The 15,600-nt window shown below is 64.1% G+C and carries 14 protein-coding genes; 4 read left to right on the plus strand and 10 right to left on the minus strand.

From position 1 onward, the window contains the following. Positions 1-66: 66 nt before the first annotated feature. The 4 genes from N430_RS09820 to N430_RS09835 all read right to left on the minus strand — a co-directional run bounded on the left by N430_RS09820 (position 67) and on the right by N430_RS09835 (position 3,831). Positions 67-1,005, minus strand: coding sequence for a glycosyltransferase family 2 protein (locus tag N430_RS09820; RefSeq protein ID WP_110635612.1), 939 nt, complete (start codon positions 1,003-1,005; stop codon positions 67-69). Next, positions 1,002-1,370 (minus strand): GtrA family protein, encoded by a 369-nt coding sequence (locus tag N430_RS09825; RefSeq protein ID WP_110635609.1) that lies wholly within the window; start codon positions 1,368-1,370, stop codon positions 1,002-1,004. Before N430_RS09825 ends, N430_RS09820 begins: the two co-directional genes overlap by 4 nt. Next, positions 1,367-2,860 (minus strand): glucosyltransferase domain-containing protein, encoded by a 1,494-nt coding sequence (locus N430_RS09830; protein WP_110635606.1) that lies wholly within the window; start codon positions 2,858-2,860, stop codon positions 1,367-1,369. The genes N430_RS09825 and N430_RS09830 overlap by 4 nt, the downstream gene beginning before the upstream one ends. 77 nt (positions 2,861-2,937) lie before the next feature. Beyond that, a complete protein-coding gene (locus N430_RS09835) occupies positions 2,938-3,831 on the minus strand; it encodes a DMT family transporter (protein ID WP_110635603.1) in 894 nt (297 codons plus the stop codon). Between the two features lie 147 nt (positions 3,832-3,978). On the opposite strand from N430_RS09835, the gene N430_RS09840 reads away from it, so the two are divergent. Then, complete coding sequence (locus N430_RS09840; RefSeq protein WP_110635600.1) at positions 3,979-4,854, plus strand: helix-turn-helix domain-containing protein; 876 nt, start codon at positions 3,979-3,981, stop codon at positions 4,852-4,854. A 97-nt stretch (positions 4,855-4,951) separates the two neighbouring features. Here the strand turns inward: N430_RS09840 and N430_RS09845 are convergent, their stop codons facing one another. The 6 genes from N430_RS09845 to N430_RS09870 form a co-directional block, all read right to left on the minus strand. Further along, positions 4,952-7,342, minus strand: coding sequence for a TonB-dependent receptor (locus N430_RS09845; protein WP_110635598.1), 2,391 nt, complete (start codon positions 7,340-7,342; stop codon positions 4,952-4,954). 215 nt (positions 7,343-7,557) lie between these two features. Next, the gene (locus N430_RS09850; RefSeq protein ID WP_110635595.1) at positions 7,558-8,538 is read right to left on the minus strand and encodes a FecR domain-containing protein; all 981 of its coding nucleotides are present in this window, start codon (positions 8,536-8,538) and stop codon (positions 7,558-7,560) included. After that, a complete protein-coding gene (locus tag N430_RS09855) occupies positions 8,535-9,086 on the minus strand; it encodes an RNA polymerase sigma factor (protein ID WP_256592116.1) in 552 nt (183 codons plus the stop codon). The genes N430_RS09850 and N430_RS09855 overlap by 4 nt, the downstream gene beginning before the upstream one ends. Positions 9,087-9,090: 4 nt before the next feature. After that, positions 9,091-9,417, minus strand: a complete 327-nt coding sequence (locus N430_RS09860; RefSeq protein WP_110635590.1) for a DUF3325 domain-containing protein — start codon at positions 9,415-9,417, stop codon at positions 9,091-9,093. Next, complete coding sequence (locus N430_RS09865) at positions 9,417-10,988, minus strand: PepSY domain-containing protein (RefSeq protein ID WP_110635587.1); 1,572 nt, start codon at positions 10,986-10,988, stop codon at positions 9,417-9,419. Before N430_RS09865 ends, N430_RS09860 begins: the two co-directional genes overlap by 1 nt. Next, positions 10,985-11,290, minus strand: a complete 306-nt coding sequence (locus N430_RS09870) for a DUF3649 domain-containing protein (RefSeq protein ID WP_085675010.1) — start codon at positions 11,288-11,290, stop codon at positions 10,985-10,987. The genes N430_RS09865 and N430_RS09870 overlap by 4 nt, the downstream gene beginning before the upstream one ends. Before the next feature lie 161 nt (positions 11,291-11,451). Between N430_RS09870 and N430_RS09875 the strand changes: the two genes are divergently transcribed. The 3 genes from N430_RS09875 to fecA all read left to right on the plus strand — a co-directional run bounded on the left by N430_RS09875 (position 11,452) and on the right by fecA (position 15,284). Further along, positions 11,452-11,946, plus strand: coding sequence for a sigma-70 family RNA polymerase sigma factor (locus N430_RS09875; RefSeq protein ID WP_110635584.1), 495 nt, complete (start codon positions 11,452-11,454; stop codon positions 11,944-11,946). Further along, on the plus strand, positions 11,943-12,872 hold the full coding sequence (locus N430_RS09880) for a FecR domain-containing protein (protein WP_110635581.1): 930 nt from the start codon (positions 11,943-11,945) through the stop codon (positions 12,870-12,872). Before N430_RS09875 ends, N430_RS09880 begins: the two co-directional genes overlap by 4 nt. Before the next feature lie 81 nt (positions 12,873-12,953). Further along, positions 12,954-15,284 carry a TonB-dependent Fe(3+) dicitrate receptor FecA gene (gene fecA, locus N430_RS09885; protein ID WP_110635578.1) on the plus strand — a complete coding sequence of 777 codons (2,331 nt, stop codon included), beginning with the start codon at positions 12,954-12,956 and terminating at the stop codon, positions 15,282-15,284. The last annotated feature ends 316 nt before the right edge of the window (positions 15,285-15,600 follow it).

A 15,600-nucleotide genomic window follows, 5' to 3' on the forward strand; every position in this document is an offset into this window, starting at 1 on the left:
AACGCACAAGGCTCAAGCCTGTGGGAGCGGGCGTGCCCGCGAAGAGGCCAGTACTAACAACAGATCTTACCTAGGCTGACGCCGACGTCCCAACACCTTGCGCACCACATACCGCGGCCGATGCTTGGTCTCCTGGTAGACCCGCCCGACATACTCCCCCAGTATCCCGATGCCAATCAGCTGCACCCCGCCCAGGAACAGGATCGCCGTCATCATCGAGGGGTAGCCCGGCACATCATTGCCGTGCAGCATCTTGTCGATCAGCATGTACACCGCAAAGGCAAAGGCGAACAACGACACCCCTGCTCCCACGTAGCTCCACAGCCGCAGCGGCACGGTGCTGAACGAGGTGATGCCATCCAGTGCCAGGTTCCACAAGCGCCAGAAGCTGAACTTGCTGTTGCCCGCGGCGCGCTCCGGCCGGTCGTATTCGACGATCGCGGTGCGAAAGCCCACCCACGACAGCACCCCCTTCATGAACAGCTGCTGCTCCGGCAACTGGCGGATCGCAGCCACCACCTTGCGGTCGAGCAGGCGGAAATCGCCGACGTTCTCTTCGATATGGGTCGAGGCGATACGATTGTGCAGGCGGTAGTAAAAGCGCGCACTCCAGCGCTTGAGGGGCGTATCGGCGGCTCGGCTACGGCGCTTGGCCAGTACCACGTCGGCGCCATCCCGCCACAGTGCGATCATCTGCGCGATCACGTCGACCGGGTCTTGCAGGTCGACATCGATCGGCACCACGGCATCGCCTTCGGCATATTCGAGGCCGGCGAACAGCGCCGATTCCTTGCCGAAATTGCGCGAAAAATTAACCACCGTGACCCACTCGTCCCGCGCCGCCAACTCGGCGCAGATGTCTTCGCTGGCATCGCTGCTGCCGTCGTTGACGAACAGGATCTCCACCGTCACGTCCTGTAGCGTCGGTTCGCCGCGCACCGCGTCATAGAAGCGCTCCAGGGTGTCCTGCTCGTTGAACACCGGCACGATCAGGGTAATGTTCATGAGCCCCTCCGTTTGAACACAACGGTGTGCGAAAAGCAGTAGCCCGCAACCAGGCTGGTTGCCGAGAAAGTCAGCAAGGTCAGCCAGGGCGACAGGCCCGCCAGGTCAGACAGCGCTCCCAGCCCCAGGCTGAGGCAGCCCATGCCAAGCAGGAACAGCAGGTAGCGCTTGCCGGTCGGCCTGACCGCGAAGGTGTAGCGGGCGTTAAGTTGGTAGGACACGGTAGCAGCCACGGCAAAGGCCAGCAGGTTGCTCGGTGCCTGCTTCAGGCCCAGCGCCAGGTGCAGGCCGAAGAACACCAGCCAGTGCACCAGCGTGTTGCCGATGCCGACCAGGCCGTAGCGGGCAAAATGGTGCCAGGTCACTGGCCATATCCTTCTGGCGGCTTGACCAGCACGTAGGCGTCGTCGCCGACCCGGTGGATGTCATAGAAGCGGTTCGACACCTGCGGCGTCGGGCTGGCCGCCAGCACCTGCTGCCGGCCCAGCGGTGGTGGCTGGTAGAACGTGTGCAGTTCGTCGATGCCCACGCGGGGCAGCATCTCGGGCAGCACCAGGTAGTTGTAGGCGTGGACCTTCGCCATGGCCGGCATGGCCTGCAAGGTGCCCGCCGCCGCTGGAATCCAGGGGCGCTTCAACCAGTAGCCGAGCACGTAGTAATGCTCTGCCTTGCCAAGCGACAGCAGATCATGGGCCAGCATCTGCGCGATGGACTGATGCAACGCTTTCTGCAAGACCAGCACCCGGCCATAGGCGAACGAGAACGCCAGCATGAACAGCAAGGGCGTGACCAGCGCCAGCAAACGCAAGCGTGACCAACTGGCCAGTGCCCGGTGAACCAGGACATACAACAGCATCAGCAGGATACCCAGCCCCATCAACACCCGCACCGACTGCTCGAACTCCGCCAGCAACAAGATGAAGCCAGGGACACACAGGACAACCAGCACAATCGCCGCCAGCAAGACCGTCATCAAACCCAGCCGCTCGCCCACAGCGGCCTGACGTTGCCACACTCGCTGCAACTCACGCAGCAATGCCAACGCGGTGCAGAGCAGCAGGAGCGCGAACAGCCAGGCATTACCGGGGGTGATCAGCAAGCTGACGACCTCGGCCGTGGTCCTCAGTCGCGCCAATATCTCGGCCAGCCATCGCCCATCCAGCGGCAACAAGCCGCCGCGCGTCGAGGTCACCAGCCAGGCACTGCTGGCGTAGTACAGCAAAACGCCCAGCAGAAGCTGCCCCGCACGTGCCATAGCCAGCCGACAGACCACTGCACCCCGGTCACCCTCGATCACTCGGCGCATCACCTCCAGCGCACAGAGCCCGGCAAACACGTTGACGCTGGGTTGATAGAGCGCAGCGCCGACAGTCACTAGCAACACCCCGCACAACCCGCCTCGCAAGTGCTGCGTGCCCAGTGTGATGGCCCAGACAACCGCTGCCATGGACAACGCCATGCTGGCGCCGTCGTACTGGTAGGAAAGGTTCTGCAGGAAGTACGGTTGGAACCACAAGGGCAACACCAACAGCACGCTGCTCAGGCTCGGTGTCTCGAACCAGTAGCGCAGCAAACGCACCAGCGCGTACCCGGTTACCAGCACCGCCAACAGCAGCGGTAACGGGTAGAGGTTCACGGCAGCGGGGGCGAAACTGAGTGCGGCGTAGAAGGCGACCATCAACGGCCGCCCTACGTCCATCCAGTCATTGCGCGCCAGATGCTCACGGGCGTAGTCGTCGAGAAACGGCATGTCGGCCATCAGCAACGGCAGGACATGCAGCAGCAACGCCGCGCAGCAGAGCAGCCACAGTTGTACAGGCGTAAGTGGCTTGTCCCATGACGGCGGTGGCGGCATCTCCCTTCCCCGGATAAAGACTTCCGCAGAAGAGTCTAGCCAGCCACCAACGCCCTACCCGGCATTTTTTGGCAGCCTCAAGCCATGGCGGCAGCCGGCTTGGGCCGAGGCTTGCGGAACACCAGCACATTGCCCGCCATCACCGCCACCAGGCCCAGCAGCGCCGGTGTCGTCCACTGGTAGCCTTCGGCAAACGCCGACACGTTCAGCGCCACCAGCGGGAACAGCACGGTGCAATAGGCCGCCCGCTCCGGCCCCATGCGCCCGACCAGGGTCAGGTAGGCGGTGAAACCGATCACCGAGCCAGGGATGACCAGGTACAGCAGCGAACCGATGTAGCGGGTGTTCCATTCCATGGCGAAGGGGATGCCGCTGACCAGGCAATACATGGCCAGCATCGACGCGCCATAGACCATGCCCCAGGCATTGGTGGTCATCGGTTTGAGCCCGGCCTTCTGCTGCATGCTGGAGAGCATGTTGCCGGCCGAAAAACACAATGTGCCAAGCAGTGCCAGGCCCAGGCCGTACAGGGTTTCGCGGCTGGCCGTGTGGTGCGAAAGCTCGGGCCAGAACAGCAGGCCCAGGCCGAGCAAGCCCAACGCACCGCCTCCGAGGACATTGCTGGCGATCTTCTGGCTGAAGAAGATCCGGGCGTTAAGGGCATTCCACAAGGTGGCTGTGGAGAACACCACGGCGATCAGGCCGCTGGCGATCCATTGGCTGGCGGTGAGGAAGCACATGAAGTTGACGCAGAACAGGCAGAAACCCTGCGCCAGGCAGATCAGGTGGCCACGCCGGTTCATCGGCTGCAGGCGGCGGGTGAGCAGGAGAATGGCGAACAGGATCAGGCCGGCCAGGGCGAAGCGGTAGACGATCGACACCGGGATGGCGACCACGCCAAGTTGCAGTTTCAGGGCGATCCAGGTGGTGCCCCAGATCAGGACGGTGAGCAGGTACAGGGACAGGTTCATGGCGGCGGTTCCTTGGGCCTTTCAGATTCAACGCCATCAGTGTTCTCCCTGGCCACCGCCATGCGCTTGCACAAACTTGCGCTTTTCGCCCACAGGTGGCTGCCAGGGAAACCTTGGCGCAGTAGGATGAGCCCAGAGGAGCCGCCCATGACCCCACTCACCCAGCTGCAAGTGTTCAACGCCATGCACGCCTCGCCCAACGCCCGGCTGGAGCTGAGCGCGCATCTGGGCGACGGGCTGGCGGCGGCGTTATGGAGCAACCGCGATGACGCCCGCGACTACCAGGCGCCGAGCCATCACACGCTGTCGTGCTACATCGCCGATGGCACCGGTACCTTCCGCCGCCAGCGCCCGGCCGACAAGGGTGCGCCAAACAAGCTGTGCATCATGCCGGCTGGGCACGAGTCGAACTGGGTGGTGAACGGTGCGATTCGCCTGGCCCACCTGTACATCAGCGAAGCGCAGTTCGCCCTGGGTTGCGTGCGCTTGCTCGACCGCGAGCCACGCGAACTGCAGTTGCAGGAGGCGACCTTCCTCGATGACCCGCAGCAATCCGTGCGTTTTCGACAGCTGATCAGCCTGGACTGGGATGAGCCCGCTGAACGGTTGCTGGCCAGCAGCCTGGCCCACGAGATCGTCGACCATGCCGTGCTCAGCCAGGTTGGTCTGCGCCAGGGGTTGCGCCTGAAAGGCGGGTTGGCGCCAAGCTTGCGCCGGCAACTGGTGGAATACATCGAGGCGCACCTCGACCAGCCGATTACCCTGGGTGAACTGGCACTGCGCTGCAACCTGTCCGAATATCACTTCGCGCGGATGTTCCGCACCAGTTTCGGCTTGCCGCCGCATCAGTATCTGCTGGCCCGGCGCCTGCACCGGGCTTGCCAGCTGCTGCGCCTGGGCGAGCTGCCCCTGGGCCAGGTGGCGCTGCTGTGCGGGTTTGCCAGTGCCAGCCATTTCAGCAACCGCTTCCGCCAGGCGTTCGGTGCAACCCCTGGCGAGTACCGTATGGCCATTCGCGGCTAAAGCCGCTCCCACAGGTCACTGCACAGTTTTCAAAACCTGTGATATCCCTGTGGGAGCGGCTTTAGCCGCGAAGAGGCCGGCACAGGCGGCACAAGGCTCAGAACTCGAATGTGCTGGACAGGCTCACCTGCCGTGCATCACCAATCGCCACGAAATACTGGTTCACCGCCGAGCTGTAGTAGACCTTGTCGAACAGGTTCTTCACGTTCAACTGCAAGCGCACATTGTGCTCGTCGAGCTTGGTCTCGTAGGTGGCGAACGCATCGGCCACGGTGTAGCTCGGCAGGTCGAAGGTATTGGTCGAGCTCCCCGGCCGCTCGCCTACATAGCGCGCCCCGGCGCCGAAACGCAGGCGATCCCCGCCGAACAGGCTGCCGAAGTCATACACCGCCGACAGCGAACCGGTGTGCCGGGCCACGTTCTGCAGGCGGTTGCCCTCGAGGTCGGGATCCTTGGTCACCTTGGCATCGGTATAGGCGTAGCTGCCGATCAGGCTCCAGCGCTCGCTCAACTGCCCGGTCAGGTCGAGTTCGACACCCCGCGAGCTGACTTCCCCTGCGTTGCTGTAGACCGTCTCGCCAGTGCCACTGTCGAAGTTGGCGACCAACACGTTGCGCTTGGTGATATCGAACAGTGCCAGGGTACCGGTAAGGCTGCCCGGCATATCGAGCTTGGCCCCCAGCTCCCAAGACTTGCCCTCCTCCGGCGCCACCGACGAATCCAGCACCACGCCGCCGGTCAGCGGGGCAATGCTGGAGTTGGGCTTGAACGACTCGCTGTAGCTGCCATAGAACGACAGCTGGTCATCGACCTTGTAGACGATGCCCGCATGGGGCACCCAGGCTTGGCCGTTGCTGTCGGTATTGGCCTTGAACGGGCGGCCGCGGCCGGCGTACTGGTCGTATTGCTGGTAACGCGCGCCAGCGACCAGGATCCAGTGCTCGTCCAGGTGCAACGCATCCTGCACGAACAAGGCGTCGGTGCGCAGCTTGTCGGTCTGGTCGCTGTCGCTGGCGCGCACCGTGGTGCCCTCCACTTCCTGGCCGTAGACCGGGTTGACGTAGCTGAAGGTGGATTGAGCGGTCTGACGGATCAGGTCGCCGCGAAAGATCTTGCGGTCTTCGTGGTCGATGCCGAACAGCAGGTCGTTCTGCAGGCCGGCCAGCTCGACATTGCCATTGAGGCTCAAGGTGGCGAACTGGTCGCGGCTCATGGCGTTGTGGGTGCCGTCGATGCTGCGCGTCAGCGTGCCCTTGGCCTCATTCACGCCGGTCACGCGAACCTGGCTGGCATCGTAGGTCTCGCGGTTGAAGCTATAGCCAAAGTGCAACTTCCAGTCGTCCGCCAACTGGTGGTCGACCTCCAGGCGGTACAGGTCGGAGCGCCCTTCCATGTCATTGAACGGTTCGTCCAGGCGGCGGGTGGCCGGAATATCCAGCGGGTGGCCGTTACTGCCGAATGCCGTGCCGCGGTCGAATGGGTAGAGAAATTCCCGGTGCTCATAGGCCAGCACCACCTGGGTGTCCTCGCCGAGCCAGGCCAGCGACGGCGCCACCAGCGACTCACGGTGCACGCCGAAGTTGCGCCAGTAGTCCTCATCCTCGTGATCGACGATCAGGCGGTAGGCGAAGTTGCTGTCGCCCAGCGCACCGGTGCTGTCGAAACCACCGCCGCTGCCGTTCTTGCCGCTCCCGTAGGTGGAACCACGCACGGTCAGGGCGTTGTACTGCTGCAGTTGCGGGCGCTTGCTGACCACGTTGATCACCCCGCCCGGGTCCTGGATGCCGTACAGCAGCGAGGCCGGGCCCTTGAGCACTTCGACCCGCTCGGTGCTGGCGTTCAGGCTGCGGCCCTGCACCAGCGGCATGCCGTCACGCATGATCGAGCCGTCGCGGTTGTCACCGAAGCCACGTTTCATCACCGTGTCGGAGGTACCACCGAAGTTGTTGCCCTGGGTGATGCCGCTGACGTTGGCGAGGGCGTCGTCGAGATTGCGCGGGGCCTGGTCGCGGATGACCTGGGCCGGCACCACGTTGATCGCCTGGGGGATGTCCTGGGACGGGCCCTGGCCACGCATGATCGAGGCACTGGCGGGTGGCTGATAGCTGTAGCTGTCCATTTGCGAGGTCACCGTGGTGGCCTGCAGGTTGAGGGCGCCCGAGGTATCCACAGGTTCGAGGGTCAGAGTGCGTGCGTCGAGGCGGCGCCAGGTCAGGCCGCTGTTGCCCAGCAGCTGTTGCAGGGCCTCTTCGGCACTGAACGAGCCGTTGACGGCCGGGGCCTGCACGCCGGGCAGTTCGAGGGTGTAGACCACGCTCTGGCCAGTGGCACGGCTGAACGCGTTGAGGGCTTGAGCCAGCGGCTGGCTGGGCTGGGCGAAGCTGTGCAGCTGGCGTTGCTCGGCGGCCATGAGGCCAGGGGCAGCAGTGATGGCCGAGCACGCAGAAAGGCCGAGCCAGAGGGGAACGCAACGCGGAGAGAACTTCATGGACGCTGACCTGTGAGAGGGTTATTACTGCGAATGAATCGCACTTCCACTCATTACACGGATGCCAACTCCTGTTACCTCACCCGCTTATGACAATTTTTTCCTGCACCGGCCTCTGCGCGGGCAAGCCCGCGCCCACAGATACTGCGCACAGTTAGAAGCTTTCGGTAATCCTGTGGGAGCGGGCTTGCCCGCGAAGAGGCCGGTGCAGGCAACTAGCGAATGACGGTCAAGCGCCCGAGCAAGGTCTGCCGAGAAAACCCGAGCACCTTGCCCAGCGAGTCCAGTGCTGCCAAAGGCTCATCTGCAGGGAAGCTGCCGCTGACCTTGCGCCGCCCCAACTCGCCGTCGAGCAACACGATGCGGCCGGGGTAGTAGCGGCCCAGGTCTGCCACCACCTGCGCCAGCGGCACCTGGTAATAGTTCAGCCAACCTTGGCGCCAGGCCAGGCGGCTGTCGCTGTCTACGCTCGCCAGCTCACCTGCTTGCCCGTCGGCATAGGCCAGCTGCTGGTTGGCCGTCAGTACCTGGCCGGCCTGCCCCGTTGCCGGGATAACCGCCACGCGCCCGCTGCGCACTGTGACCTGCGCGCCCTGCCCCTGGTCGCGTACTTCGAACTGCGTGCCCAGTACCCGTACCTCGCCGCCAGCAGCCTCCACCACGAATGGCTGCCCGGTATGGGTAACCTGGAAAAACGCTGCGCCATGCAACAGACGCACACGGCGCTCGCCTTGCTGGAACTCGACGGCGATGGCGCTGCCCGCATCCAGGGTCACCTGTGACTGGTCCGCCAGGGTCACCAGGCGAATCGCATCACTGCTGCTGAAATCGGCCTGCAGATTGAGCAGCCAGTCACTCGGCCGCCAGCCACCCGCCATGCTGACAGCCAGCACCAGGCACGCCGCGGCCAATGCCATGCCGGCGCGCCGCCAATGCCCTTTGGCAGGCGGCTTGGCCATGGCCTCCAGGTAGCGCTGCAAATCTGCCTGTTCTTCCTCGGCCAAACGCGCTGCCGGCGCTTCGCTGAGCTGCCACAGCAACTGGGCCTCGGCGTAGGCTTCGCGATGCTTTGGGTCTTCGAGCAACCAGCGCTTGAAATCCGCGCTGCTGGCCGCTGCCGGCTGTTCGTTGATGCGGATCAGCCACTGCAAGGCAGCCTCGGACTGGGCAGCGGTGATCAGGTCTGGTTGGCTCATCGGCGGGCGCTCCCAGGCCTGCGAGTGAAGGTCGCGGGCTCGGCAACACTGGCCTTGCACGCTTCGAGGGCGCGCATCATATGCTTTTCCACGCTGCTCTGGGAAAGCTGCATGGCCTTGGCGATCTCGCCGTACGTGCAGCCGTGGACGCGATTGAGCAGAAAGATCTGCCGGGTACGTTCAGGCAGCGCTCGCAGGGCGGCTTCCACGCGCTGCAGGTCATGATCGACCTCGACAGCCTGCTCCGGCGTCTGGGCCAGATTGGCGTCATCCAGCGGCAGCGATGCCTCAGCGACGCGTTCGCGGCTGCCTTCACTGCGCAGGTGGTCGATGGCCAGGTTACCGGCGCAGCGCAACAGGTAGGTGTCGAGCGCTTCGACCTTGACCTCGGGCCGCCGCCAGAAGCGCAGGAACAGCTCCTGTACCAGATCGGACGCTGTGGCGCGGCAGCCCACCCGGCGACTGACCAGCGCCTCCATGCGCGCGCGCTGGGCCAGGAACACCTCGACGAAGCGCGCGCGGGTGCCGTCGCTCTCGGTTTCGCTCAAGGCATCACCCGGCAAACATGGCCAACAGCGGGCCCAGCACCAGGCTGACAGCAGCCAGGCCCAGCAGCGCACGTGGCAGGTAGGGCAAGCCGAACACCCACAGGGTGGCACCGGCCATCAACAGCGCGAGCCACTCCACCAGACCGTGAGCCCAGCCACGCCAGTGAACGCAGAGGAACAGCGACAAAGTCAGCAACAGCCAGCCCGCGACGCGCAATGCACGCAACTGACCGGGGCCGGGCTTGCGCTTGAGCAGCTCGCTGAAGTGTTTGTCCATCGCCAGGCACAATGCGGCGAAGCCGGCGTATTCGATCAGGGCAATGCTCAGCATCACAGCACCTCGACCCTTTCGGCCGTTGCCTTGGTCACCCGTGGCGCACGCTTGGCGACAGGTTTCGGAGCACGAAGCATCTTGCTTGCGACCCAGGCCAGGAACAGCCCGCACGCCAGGGCAGTAAGGTCGAACCCGGCCATGGCCCAGTCACCCGCAGGCACAGAGGCGTTCAACCCTTGGCCCGTGCTCAAGGCATTGAGCAATGGCAGCAGGGCAAAGGCCAGTGCGCCCAGTGCCAGCTGCTCGCCCCAGGCCTTGCGCCCAGGGCGCAGAACGGCATGCAGCAGCGACGCCAGCCAGACCAGGAAGAACGTGTTCACCTCCCAGTCGGCGCGCCCTTGCAGTGCCACGGGCAGCAGCCGGTTGGCCCAGAAGAAACCGGCTACGGCCAGGATCAGGCCGCTCATGCTGGCGATGTTGAGCACTTCGACCAGGCGCAGTTCGCCCGGCAGGCGCTCGCTCTTGGCATGCTTGAGCTGGCGCTTGCCCAGCCACATCACCAGGCCGGTGCCGATCACCGCCGTGCCGGCAAGGCCGAAGGCAAAGTACAACCAGCGCAGCCAAGGCCCGGCGTAGTTGCCCATGTGCAGGCCGGCGAAACTGAAGGAGGTCATCATCGTGGCGCTTTCCGGTGCGCCCTGTTTCAGCATTTCACCGGTGGCACCATCGAAGGTCCAGTTGGCGCTGCGCTTGTAGGGGACGTTGTCCGCCGATGACTGAGTGAAGGTGACACGGGCATTGCGATCACCCGCGTTCTGCACCTGGATGAAGCCGATGCGCGCGCCCGGTACTTGCTCCTGGACCTTGGCATAGAGGCCCGCCAGCGGCACCAGTGGCGTAGCGACATTCGCCACCTTGGGTGCCTCGTCGCGACCGAACAGGTCATTGAAGTAATCGCCGGTATTGCCATAGCTGGCCATGATGCTGGCCGGCATGACCATGTACATGAACAGCACCAGGCTGCTGTAGCTGATCATCAGGTGGAACGGCAGCACCAGCACGCCGATGGCGTTGTGGCCATCCAGCCACGAGCGCTGGCCCTTGCCGGGGCGGAAGGTGAAGAACTCCTTGAAGATCTTCTTGTGGGTGATGATCCCGGTGACCAGCCCCAGCAGCATGATGAAGGCACACAGCGTCGACAGCCAGCGGCCCCACGGATACGGCATCTGCAGTTCGAAATGGAAGCGGTAGAAGAACTCGCCGCCACGGCTGTCTCGCGCCTCGACCGGCTGCCCGCTCTGCGCGTCCAGATCTTTCCTGACAAAGCCTCGACGCCCGCCCTCGGGGTCGCGCCAGCCCACATTCAAGGCCGCGTCGCGCTCGCTGGGCAGGCGGATCATCCAGCTGCCCGAATGCGCGGCGTTGCTCTCCAGATAGCGCTGGGCCAACCCCAGGCTGGCTACCGGGTCGAGTGCATGACGGCGCACTTCCGGTTGCGCCCAGTGGCTGACTTCATCCTTGAAGTACGACAGGGTGCCAGTGAGGAAGATGGCGAACAGCAGCCAGCCGAAGATCAGGCCGGTCCAGGTATGCAGCCAGGCCATGGCCTGGCGGAAGCCTTCCTTCATGGGTTTTTCATCCAGTAGGCGAACCCGCCGAGCAGCCCCAGTACCAGGCTCGGCAGCAGCACGCCGAGCCAGGCACGCCAGGCGCTGCGGCAGGCGAAGCACCAGATGAAGGCCAGCAGGTAGAACACGAACGAAAGCATCAGGCCGGTCAGCGTGGCATCGACCTGGGGCAACGGCAGCAGCAGGGCCAGGCAGACACTGACCAGCGACGCCAGCAGATAGCCGCCCAGCAATGCCGCCAGGCTGCGTGAAACCACGGCCAGGCGATAGCTGAGAGGAAGTCCGGCGGCGGAGCGCTTCATGGCGTGAGTCCGGGAAATGGGGGTGCAATAGTAATGATTTCAATTCTCATAAGCAAAGTCTGAGAGACGGGAGGCCTGAGGATTGCCGGAGTGGATACACCTCCCTATAATGCGAACAATTCTTACTACCAGTTGCGCTAGTTGGCGCCGGAGTATCCTCGGTGTCCAGCGCCCTCTCATCCACGGTCGAAGGTCTCTACCACGCCCATCACAACTGGCTGACCGGCTGGCTGCGTCGGCGCCTGGGCTGCCCGCAAAGCGCCGCAGACCTGGCCCAGGACACCTATGTGCGCCTGCTGCAGGCGCGCGAAGCCCCGCAACTGGTCGAGCCAAGGGCGTTTCTCGCCACCGTGGCCAAGCGCGTGCTGTGCAATCACTTCCGCCGTCAGGAGCTTGAGCGCGCCTACCTCGAAGCGCTGGCCCAGCTCCCGGAAAGCGTCGCCCCGAGTGAAGAGCAGAAAGCGATCATCTTCGAGACCCTGCTGGAACTCGACCGCCTGCTCGATGGCCTGCCGCCGCTGGTCAAGCGTGTGTTTCTGCTGGCCCAGGTCGACGGCCTGGGCCAGACCGAAATCGCCCGCGAGCTGGGCATTTCACTGGCTACGGTCAAGCGCTACCTGAACAAGGCAGCCCTGCGCTGCTACTTCGCCCTGTGAACAGCTCGTTTTCTGCACAGGTGGCCGAACAGGCCGTGCACTGGCTGATCGAGTCCCAAGGCGACGACTTCGACCACAGTCAGCAACAGGCCCTGCAACGTTGGCTGCTGTCCAATGACGAACATCAGCGCGCCTGGGCCCATATCCAGCAGGTCAACCAGCGCCTGCGTGGGGTCGCCTCGCCCGTGGTGCATGCCACCCTGCAGGCTCCGCACTCCCCTGCCCGCCGCCGTGCGCTCAAGGCGCTGTTGCTGTTCGGCGTGGCCAGTGCCACCGGCTTTGGCCTGCATTCGCACAATCCGTTGCCGGGCCTGATGGCCGATTACCGCAGCCCGCTCGGGCAACGGCGGCGGATGCAGCTGGACGATGGCAGCTTGCTGCAGCTCAATACCCGCAGCGCCGCCGATGTGCACTTCGACGGCCAGCAGCGCCTGGTGCGGCTGCTCGAGGGCGAACTGGCGCTGGACGTGGCCAGTGATACACGCCCCTTGCTGCTGCGTACCGATCAGGGCGCCATGCGCCTGGACAGCGGGCGCTTCAACGTGCGTGAGTTCGACGGTTTCAGTCTGGTCTCGGTGTTCAGTGGCAAGGCCAGCTTTGCCGGCCACGCACTGCTTGCCGGGCAGCGCGCTCGCTTCACCGCGCACGGCTGGCAGGCCATTGCACCCGTGGATCGCAACAGCGGCGCCTGGGTCGACGGCATGCTGGTGGCCTCGCAGATGCGTCTGGTGGATTTCCTCGCAGAACTTGGCCGCTATCGCCAGGGGCAACTGGGCTGCAGCGAGACGGTGGCCAACCTGCGGGTATCTGGCTCTTATCCACTGGATGACAGTGAGCAGATCCTGCACATGCTGGAAGTGGCGCTGCCAGTGCGGGTGCGACGCTTCACCCGTTACTGGGTAACGGTCGAGCCTCGGCTCGGTTGAAAAAATGTTCGATCACCTGAGCCGATTGCACACCCTCGCGTGACAGAGAAGGCAGAACCCCTTCTCACAGGATCCATGTCGATGCCCTTGCGCCCTCACCCGCTCGCCCACGCCCTGCTGCTTGTCACCAGCCTCGGACTCGCCAGCCCAGCGCTGCACGCTGCCGAAACACGCACCTACCACATCGCCGCCGGCTCGCTGGAAGAGGCCTTGAATCAGTTCGGTCGCGAGAGCGGCGCGTTGATCTCGTTCGGCTCGCAATTGACCCAGGGCATTGCCAGCCAGGGGCTGGATGGCCAGTACGAGGTCGCCCAAGGTCTCGATGCGCTGTTGCGTGGCAGTGGCCTGCAGGCTCGCCAGGAGTCTGACAACGCCTTCACCCTGCAACCGGTGGCTCCGTCGGCCGCTGGTGCTGCCGTGGAGCTCGGCACCTCGACCGTGGTTGGCGACTGGCTGGGCGAGGCGCAGCAGGACAACGTCTTCGAACACCCCGGTGCGCGTGACGTGGTGCGCCGCGAGGAATTCGAACGCAGCGGCGCCAGCACCGCGCGTGAAGTGCTCAACCGCATCCCCGGTGTGAACGCCCCGGACAACAACGGCACTGGCAGCCACGACCTGGCCTTGAACTTCGGTATCCGCGGCCTCAACCCGCGCCTGGCATCGCGCTCCACCGTACTGATGGACGGCATTCCAGTGCCGTTCGCACCCTATGGCCAGCCCCAGCTTTCGCTGGCGCCGATCAGCATGGGCAACATGGATGCGGTGGACGTGGTGCGCGGCGGCGGTGCCGTACGCTATGGCCCGCAGAACGTCGGCGGCATCGTCAACTTCGTCACCCGCGCCATCCCTGAAGAGGCGACCTTCAAGGCCGCCATGCAAAACCAGATCAGCCCGTCTTCGAGCCAGGATGGTTTGAAGAACAGTGCCAATCTGCTGGTCGGCGGCACCAATGAAAACGGCCTGGGCGGAGCCCTGCTGTATTCCGGTGTGCGCGGTAGCGACTGGCGTGAGCATAGCGACACACAAATCGACGACTTGATCCTCAAGGGCAAGCTGCAACTGGACGACGCCAACAGCTTGCATGCCATGGCCCAGTACTACGAGGGCGAAGCCCAGATGCCCGGTGGCCTGAGCACGGCCGATTTCGACGACGACCCGTATCAGTCGACGCGCCTGAAGGACAAGTTCTGGGGCCGTCGCACGCTGTTCAACTTTGGCTACGACTACAAGCAGGACGACCGGCAGTTCAGCGTCAACAGCTTCTTCACCAAGACCCTGCGCAGCGGTTACCTGGACCAGGGCAGCTTCGTTTCGTTGTCGCCACGCGAATACTGGGTGCGTGGTATCGAGACCCGTTTCTCGCAAGGTGTCGCCCTGGGTGACAGCTGGCACGAACTGGGCATCGGCTACCGCTACGTCAACGAAGCCGGGCACGAACTGCGCTACCGCGAACCGACCAGCGCCGACCGCCTGCCGACCACCGCCAGCCGCAACGACCGCGATACCCGTGGCAGCACCGAGGCCCATGCCATCTACCTGGACGACCGCATCGACATCGGCCGCTGGACCATCACCCCGGGCATCCGCTACGAGATGATCGATTCCGAGCAGAGCAACAAGATCAACGGTCAACGCTACCAGGGCAGCTACAACACCGCGCTGCCAGCACTGAACGTGATGTATCACCTGACCGACCAATGGAACCTGTACGCCAACACCGAAGGGTCGTTCGGCAGCGTGCAGTACAGCCAGATGCCCAACCGCGTCAGCAGCGGCGAAGTAAAACCGGAGAAGGCACGTACCTGGGAGCTCGGTACCCGCTACGACAGCGGCGACCTGCAGGCCGAATTCGGTGTGTTCCTGATCAACTTCGACAACCAGTACGAAAGCAACCAGACCAATGACTCGGTGATCGCCCGTGGCGAAACGCGCCACCAGGGCATCGAGACCAGCGTGCGCTATGCGCTGGATGGCCTGAGCCCGGCACTGGCCGGTTTCGACGTGCACGCCAGTTATGCCTTCGTTGACGCGACCATCCGCGAAGATGGGCCGAACAAGGGCAATCAGGTGCCGTTCTCGTCGCGACACAAAGGCAACCTGGGCGTGGGTTACAGCGAAGGGCCCTGGCAGCTGAACCTGGATGGCAGCTTCCAGAGCAGCCAGTATGCCGACAATGCCAACACCAGTGCCGAGAGCGCCGATGGCAGCACCGGGCGCATCCCTGGCTACATGCTGGTCAGCACCCGCGCCGGCTATGACTTCGGGCCGCAGCTGTCGAACCTGAAGGTGGCGGTGGGGGTGAAGAACCTGTTCAACCGCGAGTACTACACGCGGTCATTCGACGACAACAACAAGGGCAAGTATGTCGGTGAACCGCGGACGTTGTATGTGCAGACGTCGGTGGAGTTTTGAGGTAGGTACCAGCTGATATTTTCAGCGCCAGTGAGACCGAGCGCCGCCCGCGCGGCGCATCGCGGGCAAGCCCGCTCCCACATCTGTTTCGGGCCAGTCACTCCTGTGAGGCCAACAGGGACCGCCTTGTTGGCATGGCGATACATCCCGGTATGCGCTGATGCCGCTCCACCTGTCTCCAGTCATGCACCAAGGCGGATCCTGTTGGCGGCACAGGAGAAACTGGCCCGAAACAGATGTGGGAGATTCTATGGTTTTCAACAAGCCAGTTTCCCGCCTTTGGTGACGTATTCGTCCTGATTTTTCATCAGGGCGA

The organism is Pseudomonas sp. CC120222-01a (assembly GCF_003097235.1).
In the GTDB taxonomy this organism is placed as follows: Bacteria; Pseudomonadota; Gammaproteobacteria; order Pseudomonadales; family Pseudomonadaceae; genus Aquipseudomonas.